Raw genomic sequence first — 21,746 nt, 5'->3', positions numbered from 1 at the left:
AAGAGCTATGAGGCTTGGGCTGAAAGCCGTTGCCTGGGCGCTGCTCGGCGGTCTGGCGCTGCTGTTACTGGTGCTGACCAGCGTTCTTGCTACGACCTCTGGCAGCCGCTGGGTTCTGGGCTTGGTGCCAGGCTTGCAGGTGGAGAATTTTTCCGGGCATCTGGGCGGGCGCTGGAGCGCCGATCGACTGATCTGGCAGCAAGAGGCGGATCGCGTCGAGGTGAAAGCGCCGCGCTTCGAGTGGTCGCCGCTGTGTCTGGCCAAGCTGACGCTGTGCCTCGACCAGGTTGTGGCCGAACAGGTGCTGCTCGAGTTTGCGCCCAGTACCGAAGAAAGCAGCGAGCCACTGAGCTTGCCAGACCTGAAGCTGCCGCTGGCGCTGCAACTGGATGAAGTCAAAGTCGGCAGCCTGCTGCTCAACGGCAGCGAGCAGTTGCGTGACCTGCAGTTGGCGGCGCATTGGGCGGCCAGCGGCCTGCAACTCGATTCCCTGCGCTTGCAACATGGCCGCTTGCTGGTCGATTTGCACGGCACACTACAACCGCAAGGCGCCTGGCCACTGAATGCCGAAGGTTCGCTGACGCTACCTGCACCCGACAATCAGCCGTGGCAGTTGGCCTTGCAGGTCAATGGCGACCTGCTGAAAAGCCTCAGCCTGAGCGCTGACAGCAGCGGCTATCTGCAAGGCAACCTGCGTGGTGAGGTACAGCCGCTGGCGGAAAACCTGCCAGCCAAGGCCCGCATTAGTGTCAATGCGTTCAAGGTCGCGGCGGACTTAGCCGAAACGCTGGTGCTCAAGCAGGTCGAACTGACCGCCGACGGCGATCTAAACGCGGGCTACCAAGTAAAGGGCACTGCCAGCTTGCCGGGAGAGGGTGGTGCCGTTGCGCTGGCGTTGCAGGGCAGGGTGGATGCCGAGGGCGCCGAGATCGCGGCGCTGGAGCTCAGCACCAGCCCAGAGCAGCACCTGAGCGTTAGTGGCGCGCTCGACTGGCGTGAAAGTCTTACCCTGGATGCCAAGCTCGACTGGCAGGACTTCCCCTGGCGTCGGCTCTTTCCGGCCCTGGACGAAGCGCCGGTGGCGCTGCGCACCTTCAAAGGCGAAGTGCATTACCAGGGCGGCAACTACCTGGGCAATTTCAATGCCGCTCTGGATGGCCCCGCGGGGGCTTTCACCTTGGTCAGCCGGTTGAGCGGCAATCTGACTCAGGTACATCTGCCCGAGCTGCAACTGCTGGCCGGGCAGGGTAAGGCCAACGGTCAGTTGACCCTGCGCTTTGCCGAAGGCCTTGGCTGGGATACCGCCATCGATTTCAGTGATCTCGATCCGGCCTATTGGCTCGCCGAGTTACCCGGAGAGCTGGCTGGGCCGCTGCGTAGCAAAGGCGAGTACAAAAACCAGCAACTGCGCCTGATGGCTGACCTGAACCTCAAAGGCCGCCTGCGCGGTCAACCGGCCCTGATTCAGGCACAAGCCGAGGGCTGCGCTGAGAAGTGGACAGTAGCTGGGCTTAACGTGCGCCTCGGCGATAACCAGATCAAAGGCGCCGGCAGTCTCGACCAGCACTTGGCGGGTCAACTCGACCTGGCACTGCCGCAGCTTGGCCAACTATGGCCGCAGCTGTCCGGTCGGCTCAGCGGCCGCCTAGATCTGGCCGGCACCCTGCAGGCTCCGCAGGGCCAGTTGAATCTGCAAGGGCAGCAATTGGCGCTTGCCGATAAACGCATTCGAAGCCTCACGCTGGCAGCCAAGCTTGATCGCCAGCAACGTGGTGAAGTTGAACTGAACGGCGCGGGTATTCATGCGGGGGATACCTCTCTCGGCCGCTTCAGCGCGACGGGCCGGGGTGATAGCCGTCAGCAACAACTCGATCTGAGTCTACAAGGGCCGCAACTGCAGCTGAGTCTCGACCTGAATGGCAAGCTGGAGCGTGACGCGCTTAAAGGCCTGAATTGGCGCGGCCGGCTGGCCAGTGGCGAACTGCAGAGTGGCGGCCAGAACTGGACATTGCAGCATCCGGCGAAGCTGGAACGCCTGGCGGATGGCCGAGTGAACGTCGGCGCGCATTGCTGGAACTCTGGCGAGGCCAGCCTCTGCGGCGAGGACCAGCGTCTGCTGCCCGAACCGCGCCTGCGTTATCAGTTGAGAAATTTCCCGCTGGACAGCCTGGCTCAGTTGTTCCCCGATGATTTCGCCTGGCAAGGCCAGCTCAACGCCGACCTAAAGCTCGATTTGCCAGCGACCGGCCCCAACGGCCGCGTGTTGGTCGATGCGGGCAGCGGCACCTTGCGCTTGCGCGATAAGGGCCAGTGGCTGGATTTCCCCTATGACCGCCTCACAATGGACAGCACCTTGCGCCCACAGCGTATCGACACTCGGCTGGACTTCCATGGCCCGCAGTTGGGCGAGTTGCTGCTACAAGCGCAGATCGACCCACGACCAACTAGCAAGCCGCTAACTGGCGAGTTTCACCTGAGCGGTTTGGATCTGGCGATTGCGCGGCCTTTTGTACCGATGGTCGAGCGCTTGGCCGGTCACCTGAATGGCAGCGGCACGCTCTCCGGTGGGCTGCTGGCGCCCAAGGTCAACGGTCGGCTGGCATTGGCTGATGGCGTAGTCGCTGGCAGCGAATTGCCGATCAGTCTTGACGCGCTCCAACTACAAGCGTCAATAGCCGGGGAGAGCCTGCAACTCGACGGTGCTTGGCGTAGCGGTAAAGACGGGCAGGGCAAGGTTACCGGGCAGCTGGCGTGGGGCGATGCATTGGATGTCGAGATGCACATCACGGGCAGTCGCCTGCCGGTCAGTGTCGAGCCCTATGCCAATCTGGAGGTTGAATCCGATCTGACCGTGCGCATGGAGGGCGAGCGCCTGGCCGTGGCCGGCAAGGTGTTGGTGCCACGCGGCAAGATTGAGATCCGCGAGTTGCCACCCTCGACGGTCAAGGTTTCCGATGACGCGGTGATAGTCGGCAGCCAAGCCGAGCAAGGCCAGCCTCGCTTGCGCATGGCGATGGATATCGACGTGGACGTCGGGCGCGACAAGCTGAGCTTCGCCGGCTTCGGTCTGAACGCCGATCTGGTCGGCGAGCTGCATATCGGCGACAACCTCGATAGCCGCGGTGAGCTGAACCTGAATAATGGCCGCTACCGGGCTTACGGCCAGCGCTTGAACATTCGCCGCGCACGGCTGTTGTTCGCGGGCCCCATCGATCAGCCTTATCTGGATATCGAGGCGATTCGCAAAGTCGACGCCGTGACGGCCGGGCTGCGCATCAGCGGTAATGCCGAGCAACCGAAAACCGTGGTCTTCTCCGAACCAGCGATGAGCGAGGAGCAAGCTTTGTCCTATCTGGTGCTGGGTCGTCCGCTGAACAGCGGTGGCGGCGATAACAATATGCTCGCCGGAGCCGCGCTGGGCTTGGGGCTGGCGGGCAGCTCATCGATTACCGGCGGGTTAGCGCAGCGGCTGGGGATTCAGGACTTCCAGTTGGACACCGGCGGCACTGGGGTCAATACCAGCGTGGTGGCCAGCGGCAATCTGTCGGAGCGTCTGAGTCTGCGTTACGGCGTTGGCGTGTTCGAGCCCGCGAGTAGCATCGCCCTGCGCTACGAACTGACCAAAAAGCTTTATTTGGAAGCGGCGAGCGGCGTGGCCAGTTCTCTCGATATTTTCTATAAGCGCGATTTCTAGCCCATAGGCTGGGCCAAACCCCGTAGGAGCGGGCCGGTTTTTTGGCCTCGGTGGACCAGTGGTCATGCGTGTGGCGCAGTGAGCTGCTATTCCTTCTCAATCATCTGGTCAACTCGTCCTGAATATCGCAATACCGCTATCGAGGTTCCCTGAAAACCGGAGGTGCGCCACCCTCAGGGGTGGCTATGTTGGGACGCTAGCCATAGGTCGAGTGTCCAGGCTACCTCGCAATGGCGGTTTATCCAGCGCTAACCGACGAGCAGGCCGCCCCCTTGTTAGCTGCGATGGCCAGGTGGTGAAGGAGGTGTCAGATGAGCAAGAGCGAAAAAGGGCGAGTCACCCGCTCGCCTGCCGAGGTGTATGAGGAATTTTTCGTCCCGGCGCTGTTTCAGCAGTGGGGGCGGCGGGTCGCGGCCGAGGCGGGCATAGAACCGGGTGAGCGGGTGCTTGATGTGGCCTGTGGCACTGGTGTGCTTGCCTGCGCTGCGGCCGAGATCGTCGGGCCCGGCGGGGCGGTCGTGGGCCTCGACCCCAACGAAGAGATGCTCGCGGTGGCCCGGCGCAAGAGCGCGCGGGTCGAGTGGCAGGTCGGGCGGGCCGAGGCGCTGCCTTTCCCGGACGAAAGCTTCGATGCGGTGGTCAGCCAGTTCGGCTTCATGTTCTTCGAGGATCGGCGTGCCGCCCTGCGGGAAATGCTGCGGGTACTGCGGCCGGGCGGGCGACTGGCCGTCGCCGTGTGCGATGCGCTCGAGCATTCGCCCGGCTACGCCGCGCTCGCCGAGCTGTTGCAACGGCTTTTCGGCGATAGCGTGGCGGACGCGTTCCGCGCGCCCTTCGTGCTCGGTGATCCGGAACTGTTGCTTACCATTTGTCGCGAGGCGGAGGTTGCCGAGGCGAAAGTCATGCAGCACTTGGGAACGGTTCGCTTCGCCTCGATCAAATCCATGATCTCCACCGAGCGGGCGTGCGTGTGGACGCTTGGCGGCATGCTCGACGACGCGCAGTTCGAGCTGCTACAGAAGGAAGCTGAGCAGGCGCTCCGAGCGTTTGTGACGACCGACGGCGCGGTCGCTTTCGCGATGCCAACCCTCATAGTCACGGCCACCAAGCCGGGCGGCACCGAGTCCGCTTGGGTCTCCTAATGGTGGTGAGGGTGAAGCGCTAGGCAGGCGGTCCAACAAGGCGTGGCGCGTTCGCTTGCGTCAACAGAGCCTAGAGCTTGAGTGTTAGGGCCGGGATTTTCATGGGGTCACTACCGGCCTTGGGAGGGGGCGGCAAATTGCTCGATCGCAGAGGTGAAGAAAATGAACGCAGCAAAAGCTATTACAGCCTCAACCGTGCTCGCTCTAGGGGCGCTTATCGCGGCTCCGGCATTGGCAGCAGAACCGGTCATGGAAGGCCACGTTTCGATTATTCCGTCCGAAGTTAAGTGGGTCGATGCCCCCGCCATCGGACCTGGCGTCAAGATGGCCGTTCTGGAAGGCGATCTGAAGGAAGCCGTGCCGTTCACCTTCCGCATTAAGCTGCCACCCAACTCCAAGATTGCAACCCACACCCATCCCATCTTCGAGCGGGTCACCGTGCTGTCGGGAACCTTCCATTTGGGCATCGGCGAGACGTTCGAACCTGCCAAAGCCAGAGCCTATCCGGCAGGCGGTGTCACCATGATGCCCACAGGCATGCCCATGTTCGCCTTCACTGGTGATGACGGGGCGATCATTCAGATTCACGGCACCGGCCCCTGGGGCATCAATTACCTCAATCCGGCGGAGGACCCCAGAAAGAAATAGCCATCGGCCTAACTGCCGATTCGAGAGGGGCGCGTCATCAGTCTGAAGCGCCCCCAAAGCACTGATAAAAGCCTCATTCAGCGAGGCTTTTCATAGGCTCGTTAGCCCTTTCGTGTTTAACTCATGCCCCCTCACTAACCTCATAAGAAGGATTCAGTTCATGGCTCAAGTAACCCTGCGAGGCACCCCTGTACAAGTCAACGGCGAGCTGCCGCAAGCTGGCCAAAAAGCCCCGGCATTCAGCCTGGTTGGTACCGATCTAAGCGATGTAACCCTGAGCAGCTTGGCCGGCAAGCGCAAGGTGCTGAACATTTTCCCAAGCATCGATACCCCGACCTGCGCCACCTCCGTGCGTAAGTTCAACGCCGAAACCAGCAAACTGGCCAATACCGTGGTGCTGTGCATTTCCGCTGACCTGCCGTTCGCCCAAGCGCGTTTCTGCGGCGCTGAAGGCCTGGCAAACGTGGTCAACCTATCGACCATGCGCGGCGCCGAATTCCTCAAGAACTATGGCGTCGCTATCGCCAACGGCCCGCTGGCCGGCGTTGCCGCTCGTGCAGTGGTAGTGTTGGACGAGAACGACAAGGTGCTGCACAGCGAGCTGGTTGCCGAGATCGGCAGCGAGCCAAACTATGAGGCTGCTGTAGCTGCTCTCAAGTAACACGCTCTCAAGTAACAAGCTGCAACACTTTGAACGGCCTGGCTTCCAGGCCGTTTTCATTTGGCTCTGCCTGAGTTGGCTGCTGCGCAAAACCCTGAGAGCAACGCCGCCCCCGTAGCGAACCTGTGACCCACATGGATGTGGGGAATGCCGCAAGCCGTAGGGAACGGCTGCGGCCTCGCGAAGCCTTTGCGTTGCCTGCATTCGCTAGCAGAGCTAGCTCCTACAACGAGCGGCAGCCCAGCTCGGCATTGGTAAAAGTCAGGGTTAAGTAAAAAGCCGGTAAAGAGGCTTTCCGCCGGGCCTCACAGTGCTTATCGTTCGGGCTCGAATCTAGTAATCGACGATGACCATGAGCTCGCATACCGGTAAAGCTTTCACCTTCAGCACACTTCGCCCCTGGTTAATCACCGCCGCCGCTTTTGCCGGCGTGGTGTTGCTGGTCATCTGGCTATCCACCCCGACTGGTTCGGCCTCGTCCGACGAGGGCAAGGTACGAGGGCGGCCGGGGATGGGACTGCCCGGTGGCGTAGCCGGAATGACCGTGAGTGTCAGCAAGGTAGAACGCGCCGATCTTGACGTGCATTACCACGCGCTCGGCACCGTGACCGCCTTCAATACCGTGAATATCAAGCCCCGGGTCAGTGGCGAATTGGTCAAGGTGCTGTTCACCGAGGGCCAGGAAGTGAAGGCTGGCGACTTGCTCGCCGTGGTCGACCCGCGAGCCTATCGTGCCGCGTTGGCACAAGCCGAGGGCACGTTGCAGCAAAACCGGGCGCAGTTGAAAAACGCCGAGATCGACCTCGAACGCTACCGTGGCCTGTATGCCGAAGACTCCATCGCCAAACAGACGCTGGACACTCAGGCGGCCTTGCTCAGTCAATATGAGGGCACCCTGAAGACTAATCAGGGTCAGGTGGATGATGCCAAGCTGAACTTGGCGTTTACCGAGATTCGCGCGCCGATCAGCGGCCGGCTGGGCTTGCGCCAGGTCGACGTCGGTAACCTGGTCAGCTCCAGCGATACCACGCCGCTGGTGGTCATCACCCAGGTGCGGCCGATTGCCGTGGTGTTCAATCTGCCGCAACAGCAACTCGGAACCGTGGTGCGCCAACTCAACGCCAACCAGGCGTTGCCGGTAGAGGCGCTGGATCGCAATAAGGACCTGACCCTGGCTAGGGGTGAGCTCATCGCCGTGGACAACCAGATCGATACCACCACCGGCACGGTCAAGCTCAAAGCCCAATTTGCTAATAAAAGCGGCGACAACGCCGATCGCTCGCTTTTCCCCAATCAGTTCGTCAACGTGCGCCTGCTCGCCGAGACCCTGCATGACGTACTGCTGATCCCGGCTAACGCTGTGCAGCGAGGCAATGACGGCACCTATGTGTATGTGCTCGGCGAAGGCGACAAAGTCAGCCAGCGCGCGATCACCCTGGGTATCAGCGAAGGCGAAAAAGTTGTGGTGGAAAAGGGCCTGGCAGTCGCAGAGCAGGTCGTAATCGAAGGTACCGACCGCCTGCGCGATGGCATGTCGGTACGTGTCGCCGCGGCTGAGCAAGTGCAGAAAGACCAGGGCGAAGAAGCCGGGCAGAAGCCGTTCGGCCAGGGCGATGGCGCCTCTCAAAGCGCTACATCGCAAGGTACAGAGGGTAAGACCGGGGCCGCGCAATGAATCCGTCGCGCCCGTTCATCCTGCGGCCGGTCGCGACCACCTTGTTGATGGTCGCGATCCTGCTGGCGGGGATCATTGCATACCGCTTTTTGCCGATTTCAGCTTTGCCGGAAGTGGATTATCCGACGATCCAGGTGGTCACCCTGTATCCCGGCGCCAGCCCGGAGATCATGACGTCCTCGGTGACCGCACCGCTTGAAAACCAACTCGGGCAGATCCCCGGCCTGAACGAGATGTCGTCCAGCAGCTCTGGCGGAGCCTCGGTGATCACCCTGCAATTCACCCTGGAAAGCGACCTGGATGTGGTCGAGCAGGGGGTCCAGGCGGCAATCAACACCGCGCAGAACCTGCTGCCCAACGACCTGCCGTACCAGCCCTCGTACAGCAAGGTGAACCCGGCCGATGCGCCAATCCTGACGCTGGCGGTGACCTCGACAAATCTGACGTTGCCGCAGGTACAGGATCTGGTGGACACCCGCTTGGCGCAAAAAATCTCGCAGATTTCCGGCGTCGGCTTGGTCAGCATCAGCGGTGGGCAGCGCCCGGCGGTACGCATTCGCGCCAATCCGATCGCCCTGGCTGCCGCCGGGTTGAGCCTGGATGACCTGCGCAGCACGGTGTCGAACAACAACCTCAACGGCCCGAAAGGCAGTTTCGACGGCCCGACCCGGGCTTCGACCCTGGATGCCAACGACCAGCTCAAATCCGCCTCGGCTTATCGAGAACTGGTGGTGGCGTACAAGAGCGGCGCGCCGCTGCGCATGCGGGATGTTGCCAGTGTCGAGGACGATGCAGAAAATGTCCGCCTCGCTGCCTGGGCCAACACGACGCCAGCGGTGGTGCTGAACATCCAACGTCAGCCGGGCGCCAATGTCATCGAGGTGGTCGACCGCATCAAGGCCATGCTGCCGCAGCTGCAAGCCAGCCTGCCGGGTAGCCTTGAAGTAAAGGTGCTGACTGACCGCACCACGACCATCCGAGCGTCGGTCGCCGATGTGCAGTTCGAGTTGGTGCTGGCCGTCTGCCTGGTGGTGATGGTGACCTTCCTGTTTCTGCGCAATTTCTCCGCCACGTTGATTCCCAGCTTGGCGGTGCCGCTGTCGCTGATCGGCACCTTCGGGGTGATGTACCTGGCCGGTTTCTCGGTCAACAACCTGTCGCTGATGGCGCTGACCATCGCCACCGGCTTCGTGGTCGACGACGCCATCGTCATGGTGGAGAACATCACCCGTTATCTGGAACAAGGTGACGGCCCGCTGGAGGCCGCGTTGAAGGGCTCGAAGCAGATCGGCTTTACCATCATCTCGCTGACCTTTTCCTTGATCGCCGTGCTGATTCCGCTGCTGTTCATGGGTGACGTCGCGGGGCGGCTGTTCCGCGAATTCGCCATCACCCTGGCGGTGGCGATCCTGATTTCCGGCATCGTCTCGCTGACCTTGACGCCGATGCTCTGCGCCAAGCTGCTGCGTCACATCCCCGAGCAAAAGCAAGGGAGTTTCGCCCGTGCGGCCGGCCGCGTCATCGAAGGCATGATCGAGCGTTACGGCCGCGCCTTGAAGATTGTTCTGCGCCATCAACCGCTGACCCTGATGGTCGCCATCGGCACCCTGGTGCTGACCGGGCTGCTCTACGCCTTTATGCCCAAGGGTTTCTTCCCGGTGCAGGACACCGGGGTGATCCAGGGCATTGCCGAGGCGCCACAGTCGATCTCCTTCCAGGCCATGGCGGCGCGGCAGCAGGATCTGTCCAAGGTACTGTTGGATGACCCGGCGGTGGAAAGCCTGTCTTCCTTTATCGGTGTGGATGGCAGCAACGCCACGCTGAACACCGGCCGCATGCTGATCAACCTCAAACCCCACGGCCAGCGCGATGTCAGCGCCACGGAGGTGATCCGCCGGCTGCAACCCAAACTCGATGCTGTCGACGGTATTCGCCTGTACCTGCAACCGGTGCAGGACCTGACCATCGAGGATCGGGTTGCGCGAACCCAGTACCAGTTCACCCTGCAGGACTCCAACCCCGAGGTGCTGGCCAAGTGGGTGCCGCTTCTGGTCGAGCGGCTGCAACAGTTGCCGGAACTCGCCGATGTTGCCAGTGACTGGCAGGACAAAGGCTTGCAGGCCTTCGTCAACATCGATCGCGATAGCGCGTCACGTCTCGGCGTGTCCCTGGCCGATGTCGATAGCGCGCTGTACAACGCCTTCGGCCAGCGGCTGATTTCCACCATCTTCACTCAGGCCACCCAGTACCGCGTGGTGCTGGAAGTGGCGCCGCAGTTCCAACTCGGCCCGCAGGCGCTGGAGAACCTCTACGTCAGCGGCACCGATGGCCAGCAGGTGCGGCTCTCGGCATTGGCGAGCATCGAGGAACGGCACACCTTGCTGGCGATCAACCATATCGCCCAGTTTCCGGCGGCGACCATCTCCTTCAACCTCGCGCCAAACGTTGCGTTGAGCGAGGCGGTGCAGGCGATTCGCGCATTGGAGCAGCAGATGGACCTGCCGGTCGGCTTGCAGACCAGTTTCCGTGGTGCGGCGCAGGCATTCGAGGCGTCGCTGTCGAGCACGCTGCTGCTGATCCTGGCGGCGGTGGTGACCATGTACATCGTGCTGGGGATTCTCTACGAGAGCTTCATCCACCCGGTGACCATCCTTTCCACGCTGCCCTCGGCCGGGGTCGGTGCGCTGCTGGCGTTGATGCTGGCGGGGGAGGAGATCGGCATCGTGGCGATCATCGGCATCATCCTGCTGATCGGCATCGTCAAGAAGAACGCGATCATGATGATCGACTTCGCCCTCGACGCAGAGCGCAACCAGGGCATGAGCCCGGCGGATGCGATCTATCAGGCCAGCCTGCTGCGCTTCCGGCCGATTCTGATGACCACCCTGGCCGCGCTGCTCGCCGCGCTGCCACTGATGTTCGCCGCCGGTGCCGGCGCCGAATTACGGCGGCCGCTAGGGATCGCCATGGTCGGCGGCCTGCTGCTCAGCCAGGTGCTGACGCTGTTCACCACGCCGGTGATCTACCTGGCCTTCGACCGCCTGGCGCGGCGCTTCGGCCAGCGCGGCGCGGTAGAGGCGCACGCATGAGGCGCTTTATCGTAGGGTGGGTTACGCCGCTTTCGCGGCTAACCCACCCTACGGGTGTAGGCCGGCATGAACCTCTCGACGCCGTTTATCCGTCGCCCGGTCGCGACCACACTGCTGACCCTGGCGTTGCTGCTGGCCGGCTGGTTGTCGTTCAGCCTGTTGCCGGTGGCGCCGCTGCCGCAGGTGGATTTCCCGACCATCATGGTCAACGCTGCGATGCCTGGGGCCAGTCCGGAGACCATGGCCTCTTCGGTGGCGACGCCGCTGGAGCGCGCGCTGGGGCGGATCTCCGGCATTAGCGATATGACCTCGACCAGCTCGCTGGGCACGACCACGATCATCATTCAGTTCGAGTTGGAAAAGAACATCGAGGGCGCGGCGCGGGAAGTTCAGGCGGCGATCAACGCGGCCAGTAGCCTGTTGCCCAGCGGCATGCCGAGCAATCCGACCTATCGCAAGGCCAACCCCTCGGACATGCCGGTGATGGTGCTGACGCTGACGTCGGACAGCTACACCCGTGGTGAAATGTACGACATGGCCTCGACCCTGGTATCGCCACGGCTGTCTCAGGTGAAGGGCGTCGGCCAGGTCAGCATCGGTGGTAGCTCCTTGCCGGCCGTGCGCGTGGACCTTAACCCGGATGCCTTGAACCAGTTCGGCATCTCCCTCGATAGCGTGCGCACGGCCGTCGCCAATACCAACTCGAATGGCCCCAAGGGCGCGATCGAGAGCGATGAGCGACAGTGGCAGGTGGACGCCAACGACCAACTGCGCAAAGCCAGCGACTACTTGCCGGTGATCGTGCATTACAGCGCCGAAACGGGCGCTGCTGTGCGCCTGGGGGATATTGCCCAAGTCAGCAATGCGGTGGAGGACGTGCGCAACGCCGGCTTTTCCGGGAAGAACCCGGCGGTGTTGCTGATCGTCACCCGCCAGCCGGGTGCCAACATCATCGAGGCCACCGACGCCATCCACGCGCTGCTGCCGGATTTACAGGAGTTGATCGGGCCGCAGGTCAAACTCAAGGTGATGGACGACCGCAGCCCGAGCATCCGCGCCTCGCTGGATGAGGCGGAGATCACCTTGCTGATCTCCGTCGTGCTGGTGATTCTGGTGGTCTACCTGTTTTTGCGCAGCCCGCGCGCCACGCTGATCCCGGCGTTGGCGGTGCCGGTGTCGCTGGTCGGCACCTTCGCGGTGATGTATCTCTGCGACTTCTCGCTGAACAACCTGTCGCTGATGGCGCTGATCGTCGCCACCGGCTTTGTGGTCGACGATGCCATCGTGGTCGTAGAGAACATCGCCAGACGGATCGAGGAGGGCGAGTCGCCGCTCGAAGCTTCGATCCATGGCGCACGCGAGGTCGGCTTCACGGTGCTGTCGATGACCCTGTCGCTGGTGGCGGTGTTTATTCCGATCCTGCTGATGGGCGGGATCATGGGCCGCTTGTTCCGCGAGTTTTCGGTGACGCTGTCGGCGGCGATCCTGGTGTCGCTGGTGGTTTCCTTGACGTTGACGCCGATGCTCTGCGCACGCCTGCTGAAATCGCACCAAAAGCCAGGGGGGCAGGTTGAGTCGCGCAAGGAAAGCCGCTTGTTCCAGGGTGTCATGCGGCGGTATCAGGGCAGCCTGGAGTGGGCGCTCAGCCATTCACGGCTGATGCTGGTCATCATGGCCGGTTGTATCGCACTGAATATCTACTTGTTCGCCGTGGTGCCCAAAGGCTTCCTGCCCGAACAGGATTCTGGTCGGCTACGCGGTTTCGCGGTCGCCGACCAGAGCATTTCCTTCCAGGCATTACAGCAGAAGATGGACGCTTTTCGCAGCATCCTAGGCGAAGATCCGGCGGTAGCGAACGTTGTAGGCTTTGTCGGCGGTGGGCGCTGGCAATCGAGCAACACCGGTTCATTCTTCGTCACCTTGAAACCCATCGGTGAGCGTGACCCGGTCAATACCGTGTTGGCGCGCCTGCGCGTGAAACTGGCGAAAATACCGGGCGCGGCGCTGTACCTCAACGCCGGCCAGGATGTCCGCCTGGGTGGCCGCGATAGCAACGCCAGCAACCAGTTCACCCTGCGCAGCGATGACCTGAAACTACTGCGTGAATGGGCGCCGAAAGTCGAGGCCGCGATGCGCGCTGTGCCCCAGGTGGTGGACTTGAACAGCGACTCCCAGGACAAGGGCGTGCAAAGCCTGCTGGTGATCGACCGTGACCGTGCCGCCAGCCTCGGCGTGGACATGGCACTGGTGGATGAGGTGCTGAACAACTCCTTCGGCCAGCGGCAGATTGCCAACATCTACAACCCGCTGAACCAGTACCACGTGGTGATGGAAGTCGGCGCGCAGTACCAGCAGAGCCCGGAAATCCTCCGCCAGGTGTACGTCATCGGCAGTGCCGGGCAGCGCGTGCCGCTGGCCGAGTTCAGCCACTTCGAGCCGAGCACCGCACCGCTGTCGGTCAACCACCAGGGGCAGTTCGCCGCCATTACGTTGTCGTTCAACCTGGCGCCGAAAGCGCTGATCGGCCCAACGCGGGACGCGATCATGGCGGCGCTGGTGCCCTTGCAGCTGCCGCTGGATATCCAGGCCAGCTTCGAAGGTAACGCCGGTGCCGTGCAGCAGACGCAAAACAACATGCCCTGGCTGATTGTGCTGGCCTTGGTCTCGGTGTACATCGTGCTCGGCATTCTCTATGAGAGTTACGTGCACCCACTGACCATCCTCTCAACACTGCCGTCGGCAGGAGTCGGCGCGCTGCTGGCCTTGATCATCTGCCGCAGCGAACTGACGCTGATCGCCCTGATTGGCATCATCCTGCTGATCGGTATCGTCAAGAAGAACGCCATCCTGATGATCGACTTCGCCCTGGAGGCCGAGCGCCGCCTGGGCCTGAGCCCGCGCGAGGCGATTCTCGAAGCCTGCGTCAAACGCTTTCGGCCGATCATGATGACTACCTTGGCGGCACTGTTGGGCGCGCTGCCGCTGATTTTCGGAGTCGGTGGCGATGCCGGGCTGCGCCGCCCCCTGGGCATCACCATCGTCGGCGGGTTGATCGCCAGCCAGCTGCTCACGCTGTACACCACACCTGTGGTCTACCTGTACCTAGATCGTCTGCGCCACTGGGTTAATCGCCGTCGTGGCGTGCGGACGGACGCCTCGTTGGAGAATCCGTTATGAGCCTGTATCCATGCCGTCTTTCCCAGGCGTCGGCCCTGGTTGTGGCGATTGCCGCCACGCTGGCAGGCTGCGCCGTTGGCCCGGATTACCAACAGCCGAGTATCGAAGTGCCGGCAAGCTTCAAGCAGGCCGAAGGCTGGCGTATCGCCGAGCCCAGCGATGCGTTGCACCGTGGCGCCTGGTGGGAGCTGTATGGCGATCCGGTATTGGACGGCCTGCAACAGCGGCTGCAGCAATCCAACCAGACGCTGGCCCAGGCCGAGGCGCAATACCGCCAGGCACAAGCCTTGGCGCGCGGCGCGCGCGCGTCGTTTTTCCCTAACCTGTCGGCGAACTTCGGCAAGACCCGCTCGGGCCAGGGCGCTGGCGGCAGCACCGTGCGCCTGGCCGATGGCTCGACCGTCAACAGCGCCAGCACCGGCGGCATTTCCACCAGCTACCAAAGCAGCCTTGGCGTGAGCTGGGAGCTTGACCTCTGGGGCAAGCTGCGCCGGCAATTGGAGGCCGACAGCGCCAGTGCGCAGGCGAGCAAGGCGACCCTCGCCGCGACCAAGCTCAGCCAGCAGTCGCAATTGGCGCAGAGCTACCTGCAATTGCGCGTGCTGGATGCGCAAAAGCGTCTGCTCGATGCCACTGTCGAGGCTTACGCCCGCTCGCTCAAGCTCACCGAGAACCAATACCGCGCCGGGATCGTCACCAAGTCCGATGTCGCCCAGGCACGCACCCAACTGAAAAGCACCGAGGCTCAGGCTATCGACTTGAAATACCAGCGCGCCCAGTTGGAACATGCGATTGCCGTGCTGGTGGGCGTAGCGCCGGCGGAATTCAGCCTGGCAGCGCTGGACAGCTTGCCTAGCCTGCCGGAGATTCCAGCAGCCGTACCTTCGCAACTGCTGCAACGACGCCCGGACATTGCCGCCGCCGAACGCGAGGTGATTTCGGCCAATGCCCTGATCGGCGTGAACAAGGCTGCTTACTACCCGGACCTAACCTTGTCCGCGGCCGGTGGTTACCGCAATGACAGCCTCAGCCAGCTGCTCACGGTGCCGAACCGTTATTGGTCGATCGGCCCGGAGTTCGCCATGACCCTGTTCGATGGCGGGCTGATCCGCTCGCGAGTGGAGCAGGCCGAGGCCAGTTACGATGCAACCGTCGCCAGCTACCGGCAGACCGTGCTGACCGGCTTTCGCGAGGTCGAAGACTACCTGGTGCAACTCGACGTGCTAGAGGAGGAGAGCGGCGTACAGCAGGAGGCCCTGGATTCGGCTCGTGAGTCATTACGGTTGATCAACAACCAGTACAAGGCCGGCACCATCGACTACTTGAATGTGGTCACGGTGCAGACCACCGCGTTGTCCAACGAACGCAACGTCTTGACCCTGTTCGGCAGCCGTCTGACCGCCAGTGTGCAGTTGATCGCAGCCTTGGGGGGCGGCTGGCAGGTGGCGCAATTGGCCGAGCCGGAGCGGGAAAAGTCGGAATAGAGCTGGGCCGGGCGACCCTGTGGGAATTGCTTCAGCCGCGAAAGCGAGACGCGGAGCGTCTCGGGCGGCATTCCCACGCGGAGCGTGGGAACGATCAAAAAGCTGCCGATTAAGTGCGTAAGGCACATTCAAACGCCCGGCCTTGCAGGCCGGTCGTTGGGCATCGTCTCTGACTCAGCGCCAACGGTTTCACGCAGCCTTACAGACAAACGGCGGCCCGTAGGTTGGTGCTGAACGCAGTGATGCCCAACAAGGAGTCGTTAGCGACTCCCCATGCATGGTCTCGAACTTGCTTGAATTCCCGCCTGCGCAGGAATGACGGTGCTCTATACCCGCGCCTCGCCCGGCAGGCCGGATATTCAGCCCAGAACCAACCGCTTTCTGCGTTCTTCAGTGTTAGAAAGCACCCATATAGTCGCGCTTACCCACTTCAACACCGTTGTGACGCAGGAGTGCGTAGGTGGTGCTGACATGGAAGAAGAACTGCGGCAGGCCATAGCTCAAGAGGTAAGCCTGGCCAGTGAATTTCTTCTCTTTCGGCGTACCTGGGCGGGTAACGATCTCACGCGCTTCGTTGCCATCGATCTGGGCGGCGGTGAAGCCATCGACAAAAGCCAGGGTCTTGCTGAGCAAGGCTTGCAGATCAGCAAAAGATTGCTCGTTGTCTTCGTACTTGGGCACTTCTACACCGGCCAGACGGGCCGATACACCACGGGCAAAATCAGCAGCGATCTGCACTTGGCGGGTCAGCGGGAACATGTCTGGGAACAAGCGCGCTTGCAGCAGCGCATTGGGATCGATGCTCTTCGCCGTAGCGTGAGCTTCGGCTTTAACCAAAATATCGCTCAAGCTGTTCAGCATCTGCTTGAACACGGGAATGGATGCGGCGTACAGGGAAATGGTCATAGGACTCTCCGGGATTGAATGTGGGCGTGATTATAACGATTACGCGAATCTGAACCTTGCCGTGTTCGTCTAGCGCGGGGAATTGAGTATTTTTAGCTGCCGGTTGGCCCGCGTGAGAGAAGACATGTTCTGTCCATCCAGCGCTGCCAGGGCTATGAAGCAGTTAAATGTCGGTAAGCAAAAACAGCGATAACCTGCTAATACTCAAGACTGATTTGAGTACTGTAGATGTCGGAATGCATTGCGACTGTCAGGGTGCCGAAAGATGAGGCATCGTGGTTGAAGGCACTGGCAATGATCAGCAGAAGCCCATGGAGGTGTCCTATGAAGTCCCTGATCAGGATTGGCATTGTGGATGATCACCCGCTCTTAAGGCAGGGTGTCGCCGCGACGCTGATAAAAATAGCCGACTTTCAAGTCGTAGAGCAGGGCGCGTGTGCCGAAGACGCTCAGCATATTGCCATGCGCTTTGTGCCCGATGTGCTGTTGATGGATGTGAGTATGCCCGGCGATACCTTTGCCGCGGTACGAGCCATCTCAGTATCCCGGCCGACCGTTAAAGTCTTGATGTTGACCGTGTCTGAATCTGAAGACGATGTGTATTCCGCGCTGGAAGCTGGCGCGCACGGCTATGTGCTGAAAGGGGTGAGCGGCCCAGAGCTTGTGCAGGCAATCAGAAACGTTGCCAGTGGTGAGACCGTCATAACGCCAATGATCGCCAGAAAGCTCCTCAGCAATTTTCGCGGGTCTGAAGAGGGAGAAAAGCAAGTAGCGCTAACCGCACGCGAGGAGCAGATCATTCGAGAGGTATCGACGGGGCTTACCAATCGCGAGGTGGCGATCAAATTCTCTATTAGTGAGAAGACAGTTAAGCACCACATGACGCAAGTCATGTTGAAGCTCCACGCACGCAATCGGGTGGAGGCGGTCACGGCAGCTCAGCAGCATTGGGCGAATCAGAGAGCGTCAAGCATAAGCATGATCCTGCCCGGCACAGACATGCAGGCTGATGACAGCTCGCAGAACTAGTTCAGCGAGCGATCCTGCTTAATTTGCCGGTGGCGGATGGTGATGGCACTCAAGCCACCGCAAAAGCTCGGCGAAGGCATTGATCAAAGATTGAATTGTGCTTTGAGCCTGGTTCCGGCCCCAGGCGCGGAGTCAATGCTGAATACGCCGCCGAGCGACTCGATGCGATAGCGCATACCGACCAGGCCTAGAGGCGTTCTGCCGCGGTTCGCCGCACCCGAACCTGCCGTTGGAATACCCTCGCCCGCATCCTCAATTTGCACTTCAAGCAGGCCCTTGTGGTGAGAGGCGCTGACTTTTTGGCTTTTTCCGCCCGCGTGATGAAAGGCATTGTTTAGCGCTTCTTGGGTGAAGCGATAAATACAGATTTTGTACGGTAACGGAACATCGTCGGGAAGAGGACCAAGCGTCAGCTTCACTTCCGTTTCGGTCCGCAGCTCATGCCGGTGCGCAACCAGCAGCAATTCTTCGCGCAAGCTCAGCTCATTGATTTCTGGGAGTGCCAGCCCGAGGGAGATACCGCGGATTTCACGCAGGGCCTCCTGACCAGCGCTTCTAACCAATTCGAGTACGTTTCCCCCTAAGAGGCCGCTATCCTGCGGGTAACTGTCTTGCAAAACTCCAAGCTCATCGAGGCGCAGGAGAATAAGGGTCAACAGCTGAGCGGGACCATCATGAAGATCGGCGCCGAGACGGCGGAGTGTGAGCTCGTTGATCCTTGAAAACTCGTGATTAGCCGTTGTGATTCGATCTTGCAGGTTGGTGTTCTGCAAGTGCAACTGGGCTTGCTCCTGCATCTGCAACTTGAGAGTCATCTGTTGCCGTTCAATGATCTGGTCGCCACGTCTAACGATGAAGAACAACAGCAAAAGCATAGCCAGCGTTGCCGCGCCGATGACCGACCAGACCTCCTGACGCAGGTTATCGATTTCATGCTCCTTTTCGTAGAACTCGCCGATGGCGAGAATCTGCCCAGAACCGACTTTCCTGAGCGGTACATAGGTTTCATAGAGCGGGATACCCAGGCTGCGTTCATGGTCATGCTCTGAATTATCAAAGGCGGCCAAACGCGTGACGATCTTGCCTTGCATAACCTGTTCGATAGGGTCTTCCGGGTAGTTTCTGAACACCGGCAGTTTGCTGGTGCTGTAGATATTCGTGCCATCCGGCAGCCAGATTTTTATCGACGCGATGTGTTGATTGATCGAGGTGTTTGCCATCAGGTTGTCGACTGCCAGGGTACTCGCGGCAGAGAGTTCTCGGCTCGTGGCCAGCTCCTGGATGTAGGGGGCCAGAAAGGCCTCCATGTAGAGCGCCGCCGCTTCGCCAGCGCTCTGAGTAGCATCGTGCTTGATCCTTTGACTGATGAGATTGCCAACAAACGCCATGGTTATGCCCAGAATGATCGCCGCAGCAATCACGAACTGCATAGAGCGATTTAGCCCTCGCAGTTTATTCCGCGCAGTCTGCCACCACGTATTTGGCTGAGGGAGCGGTGCCCTCGAAGCTGGTTCGAGTGACGCCTGATCCGCGTCCGGGGCAACAGTCTCAGCGTTTGGTTCGACCTTCGCTTCTGTAAACATCCGTGCAACTCCTAGGCGCTCTTGATTGGGCGGTAATACAAAAACGCGAAACGGATAGCTGGAGATTCCTGCGACAAGATTCGTGCAACAAAAGGTTCATGCAACAAAAGATTCGTGCAACAGCAGGTGGTATTGCCCACTACTTGGCTGACCATTGATCCAATCATGGACTAGCACTCTGGGGTTGTAGCGGTTCGGACGGAAACGTCCACACACCTGGCATTCAGGATAGTTTCAATTCACTTTATAGCCCAACCGGGGGAGGGCCTTTTGTAACGCTTAGCCTGTGCCCCGACTCGCTCAATGCTAAGCGGGGGCCGCAAAGTCACCGGCTACCTGCTAGTGGCCTGTGTGGCTAGTTCCATTAGGCAATTCCGGCGCCTGAAGCCCCGATACTGCGTTGCTGCGGATCAAAATAGCCCTGCTATGACTCGTCACGGCGCCTTGTCTCAGGACTCCAGGCATCCGAACTTGAGTTAACCAACTAGCCGTACAGGCCACTAGTGCTCAGGAGTTACATGGGCACTGTGCGTGCCGTAGCCGCAAGTGATTGATAGCTGCTCTGTAAGAGATCACGGAAGGATTCGAAAGCAGCAGTGCCATAGCCCGTGCGCCAGACCAGTTGCGTGTCGATGTTCATCACAGGGTGTGTACGGACCTTAGGTGGTTCGCGCTGCAGTTCGAGCACCGACCTGGGCAGGATTCCTACGCAGGAGCCGGCGCTGATGCAGGCCAGAATGGAGTGGTAGGAGCCGACTTCCTGGACTTTGAGGTTCTTCTGCACACCTTCGACATGGCTGCACAACCAGTTTTCCGCGACCTGGCGATAGGTGCAAGCGCGCGAAAAGCCCGCCAGAGTGCGGATTTTCACATCCGCGGGGCCATGCACGCGTGGGTGCTGAGCCGGCATCACCAGTAGCAACTCTTCAGTGAAAACCGTTTCGCCTTGAAGGCCTGAAGCCAACGCTTCGGCAACCCACTGGCCTGCTGTCAGGGTCACAGGATTGGCGATCAGAGCGCAGTCGAGCCGACGCTCCTGCAAGGCCTCCAGCAAATCACGGCTTGGCCCGGTGGTGACTTCCAGACTGACTCCAGGCCATTGACCGTGATACTGCGCCAGCAGGCTGGGCAGGCGGCTGGCGGCGGTGCTTTCCATCGAGCCAATGCGCAGATGGCCACTGGGAATATCCGGGTGCATTGACTGGCGCGCCTCTTCGGCCAGCGCCAGCAGTTTTTCGGTGTATTCGAGGAAATGCTGTCCTCTATCAGTTAGCGTCATGCGCTTGCCGTCACGGAGGAACAGTTGCACGCCGAGTTCTTCTTCGAGCTGCCGGATTCGCGTGGTCACGTTGGATTGCACTCGATCTAGACGCAGCGCGGCGCGGGTGATGCTTCGTTCTTGGGCTACCGCACGAAAGATCTCTAGAGCTGACAGATCCATGGTGAATTTCCTTGTTCTCATTGTGAGATTATATTTACTAAAATAATCTTTTGCAGAGATACATTGATCAGGCTTTTACCGGCATCGATACCGATGCCTTCTCCAGGTGCTTTTCAGGTGGAATCTAATGAAAGACAAGGCCACGCACATCCCAGGGGTTGAGTTTCCAATCATCCAAGCACCCATGGTCGGTGTCTCAACGCCCAAGCTGGCTGCGGCAGTCTCCAATGCTGGTGGTCTCGGTTCAATAGGCATAGGTGCCAGCACGCCGGAGCAGGCGCGGGCGATGATCAGTGAAACCCGCGTGCTGACCAACAAACCATTCAACGTCAACCTGTTCTGCCACCGCCCGGCCATGGCCAATGCGCAGAGAGAGGCCGCCTGGCTGGAATACCTCAGACCTTACTTCGCGGAGTTCGGCGCCACACCACCCGCAGAACTGAAGGAAATCTACAAAAGCTTCCTGCAGGACGAGGCGATGCTCGAGTTGTTGCTCAGCGAGCGTCCTGCGGTGGTCAGTTTCCACTTTGGCTTACCGCCGCAGGAGCAGATCCGTGCATTGAAGCAGGCCGGCATCATCCTCCTGGCCAGTGCAACCACACCCGCAGAGGCGGCCCTTGTGGAAGAGGCAGAAGTCGATTTCATCGTCGCCCAGGGTATCGAGGCAGGCGGACATCGGGGGGTGTTCGAGCCGGAGCAGGGTGATGAGGGTATCGGCACACTGCCGCTGGTTCGCCTGATAGCGAAGCAGACGCGGCTTCCAGTCATCGCGGCTGGCGGCATCATGGATGGGCAGGGCATCGCGGCAGCCATGGCTCTAGGTGCCAGCGCGGTGCAATTGGGCACCGCCTTCATCCTCTGCCCTGAGTCTTCTGCCAATGCGGCCTACAGGCAAGCGATGAAAAGCGAGCGCGCCAGGCACACGCAGATCACCAGCGTGATATCCGGTCGGCCGGCACGCGGCATCATCAATCGGATGTTCAGCGAGGTCGGGGCGCCCGGGCCGTATCGTCTGCCGGATTACCCGATCACCTACGATGCGGCGAAGGCTCTGCACGCTGCCGCCAGCGCCAGGGGCAGCAATGATTTCGCCGTGCAATGGGCCGGGCAGGGCGCAGCACTCGCCCGTGAGATGCCGGCGGCTGAACTGATCAGGACGCTGGTGGAGGAAATGAATGGTTAGGTTCTGTCAAAAGCCTGAGCGCAACGCTGACCCT

At 60.9% G+C, this 21,746-nt stretch carries 13 protein-coding genes; 10 read left to right on the top strand and 3 right to left on the bottom strand.

The window, feature by feature from the left end; genetic code table 11:
- Window positions 1–7: 7 nt before the first annotated feature.
- From D3879_RS25350 to D3879_RS25310, 8 genes are all read left to right on the top strand, one after another.
- Window positions 8–3,694, top strand: a complete 3,687-nt coding sequence (locus D3879_RS25350) for a translocation/assembly module TamB domain-containing protein (protein WP_119956923.1) — start codon at window positions 8–10, stop codon at window positions 3,692–3,694.
- A 311-nt stretch (window positions 3,695–4,005) separates the two neighbouring features.
- Window positions 4,006–4,836, top strand: coding sequence for a methyltransferase domain-containing protein (locus D3879_RS25340; RefSeq protein WP_119956922.1), 831 nt, complete (start codon window positions 4,006–4,008; stop codon window positions 4,834–4,836).
- A gap of 162 nt (window positions 4,837–4,998) precedes the next feature.
- On the top strand, window positions 4,999–5,484 hold the full coding sequence (locus tag D3879_RS25335) for a cupin domain-containing protein (protein WP_119956921.1): 486 nt from the start codon (window positions 4,999–5,001) through the stop codon (window positions 5,482–5,484).
- Between the two features lie 160 nt (window positions 5,485–5,644).
- The gene (tpx, locus tag D3879_RS25330; RefSeq protein ID WP_119956920.1) at window positions 5,645–6,145 is read left to right on the top strand and encodes a thiol peroxidase; all 501 of its coding nucleotides are present in this window, start codon (window positions 5,645–5,647) and stop codon (window positions 6,143–6,145) included.
- A gap of 352 nt (window positions 6,146–6,497) precedes the next feature.
- Window positions 6,498–7,820, top strand: coding sequence for an MdtA/MuxA family multidrug efflux RND transporter periplasmic adaptor subunit (locus D3879_RS25325; protein WP_119957089.1), 1,323 nt, complete (start codon window positions 6,498–6,500; stop codon window positions 7,818–7,820).
- Complete coding sequence (locus D3879_RS25320) at window positions 7,817–10,909, top strand: MdtB/MuxB family multidrug efflux RND transporter permease subunit (protein ID WP_119956919.1); 3,093 nt, start codon at window positions 7,817–7,819, stop codon at window positions 10,907–10,909. The genes D3879_RS25325 and D3879_RS25320 overlap by 4 nt, the downstream gene beginning before the upstream one ends.
- A gap of 66 nt (window positions 10,910–10,975) precedes the next feature.
- Window positions 10,976–14,086, top strand: a complete 3,111-nt coding sequence (locus tag D3879_RS25315) for a multidrug efflux RND transporter permease subunit (protein WP_119956918.1) — start codon at window positions 10,976–10,978, stop codon at window positions 14,084–14,086.
- A complete protein-coding gene (locus D3879_RS25310) occupies window positions 14,083–15,570 on the top strand; it encodes an efflux transporter outer membrane subunit (RefSeq protein ID WP_119956917.1) in 1,488 nt (495 codons plus the stop codon). Before D3879_RS25315 ends, D3879_RS25310 begins: the two co-directional genes overlap by 4 nt.
- Before the next feature lie 396 nt (window positions 15,571–15,966).
- On the opposite strand, the gene D3879_RS25305 is transcribed toward D3879_RS25310, so the two are convergent.
- Window positions 15,967–16,476, bottom strand: a complete 510-nt coding sequence (locus D3879_RS25305; RefSeq protein WP_119956916.1) for a DUF1993 domain-containing protein — start codon at window positions 16,474–16,476, stop codon at window positions 15,967–15,969.
- 324 nt (window positions 16,477–16,800) lie between these two features.
- Between D3879_RS25305 and D3879_RS25300 the strand changes: the two genes are divergently transcribed.
- On the top strand, window positions 16,801–17,505 hold the full coding sequence (locus D3879_RS25300; protein WP_119956915.1) for a response regulator: 705 nt from the start codon (window positions 16,801–16,803) through the stop codon (window positions 17,503–17,505).
- An 83-nt stretch (window positions 17,506–17,588) separates the two neighbouring features.
- Here D3879_RS25300 and D3879_RS25295 read toward each other — a convergent pair whose 3' ends face one another.
- Both D3879_RS25295 and D3879_RS25290 read right to left on the bottom strand, forming a co-directional pair.
- The gene (locus D3879_RS25295; protein ID WP_338014912.1) at window positions 17,589–18,935 is read right to left on the bottom strand and encodes a sensor histidine kinase; all 1,347 of its coding nucleotides are present in this window, start codon (window positions 18,933–18,935) and stop codon (window positions 17,589–17,591) included.
- Window positions 18,936–19,602: 667 nt separating this feature from the next.
- A complete protein-coding gene (locus D3879_RS25290) occupies window positions 19,603–20,529 on the bottom strand; it encodes a LysR family transcriptional regulator (protein WP_119956913.1) in 927 nt (308 codons plus the stop codon).
- Between the two features lie 127 nt (window positions 20,530–20,656).
- On the opposite strand from D3879_RS25290, the gene D3879_RS25285 reads away from it, so the two are divergent.
- Window positions 20,657–21,712 (top strand): NAD(P)H-dependent flavin oxidoreductase, encoded by a 1,056-nt coding sequence (locus D3879_RS25285; protein ID WP_119956912.1) that lies wholly within the window; start codon window positions 20,657–20,659, stop codon window positions 21,710–21,712.
- Window positions 21,713–21,746 lie beyond the last annotated feature (34 nt).

This window comes from Pseudomonas cavernicola, from assembly GCF_003596405.1.
In the GTDB taxonomy this organism is placed as follows: Bacteria; Pseudomonadota; Gammaproteobacteria; order Pseudomonadales; family Pseudomonadaceae; genus Aquipseudomonas; species Aquipseudomonas cavernicola.
Note: the sequence above shows the minus strand (reverse complement) of the source record. Positions and strands in the feature narration are given on the sequence as shown.

Coding starts and splice junctions, on each gene's coding strand:
- D3879_RS25350 (WP_119956923.1), top strand. CDS start 8: ATGAGGCTTGGGCTGAAAGCCGTTGCCTGGGCGCTGCTCGGCGGTCTG.
- D3879_RS25340 (WP_119956922.1), top strand. CDS start 4,006: ATGAGCAAGAGCGAAAAAGGGCGAGTCACCCGCTCGCCTGCCGAGGTG.
- D3879_RS25335 (WP_119956921.1), top strand. CDS start 4,999: ATGAACGCAGCAAAAGCTATTACAGCCTCAACCGTGCTCGCTCTAGGG.
- tpx (WP_119956920.1), top strand. CDS start 5,645: ATGGCTCAAGTAACCCTGCGAGGCACCCCTGTACAAGTCAACGGCGAG.
- D3879_RS25325 (WP_119957089.1), top strand. CDS start 6,498: ATGAGCTCGCATACCGGTAAAGCTTTCACCTTCAGCACACTTCGCCCC.
- D3879_RS25320 (WP_119956919.1), top strand. CDS start 7,817: ATGAATCCGTCGCGCCCGTTCATCCTGCGGCCGGTCGCGACCACCTTG.
- D3879_RS25315 (WP_119956918.1), top strand. CDS start 10,976: ATGAACCTCTCGACGCCGTTTATCCGTCGCCCGGTCGCGACCACACTG.
- D3879_RS25310 (WP_119956917.1), top strand. CDS start 14,083: ATGAGCCTGTATCCATGCCGTCTTTCCCAGGCGTCGGCCCTGGTTGTG.
- D3879_RS25305 (WP_119956916.1), bottom strand. CDS start 16,476: ATGACCATTTCCCTGTACGCCGCATCCATTCCCGTGTTCAAGCAGATG.
- D3879_RS25300 (WP_119956915.1), top strand. CDS start 16,801: ATGAAGTCCCTGATCAGGATTGGCATTGTGGATGATCACCCGCTCTTA.
- D3879_RS25295 (WP_338014912.1), bottom strand. CDS start 18,935: ATGCAGTTCGTGATTGCTGCGGCGATCATTCTGGGCATAACCATGGCG.
- D3879_RS25290 (WP_119956913.1), bottom strand. CDS start 20,529: ATGGATCTGTCAGCTCTAGAGATCTTTCGTGCGGTAGCCCAAGAACGA.
- D3879_RS25285 (WP_119956912.1), top strand. CDS start 20,657: ATGAAAGACAAGGCCACGCACATCCCAGGGGTTGAGTTTCCAATCATC.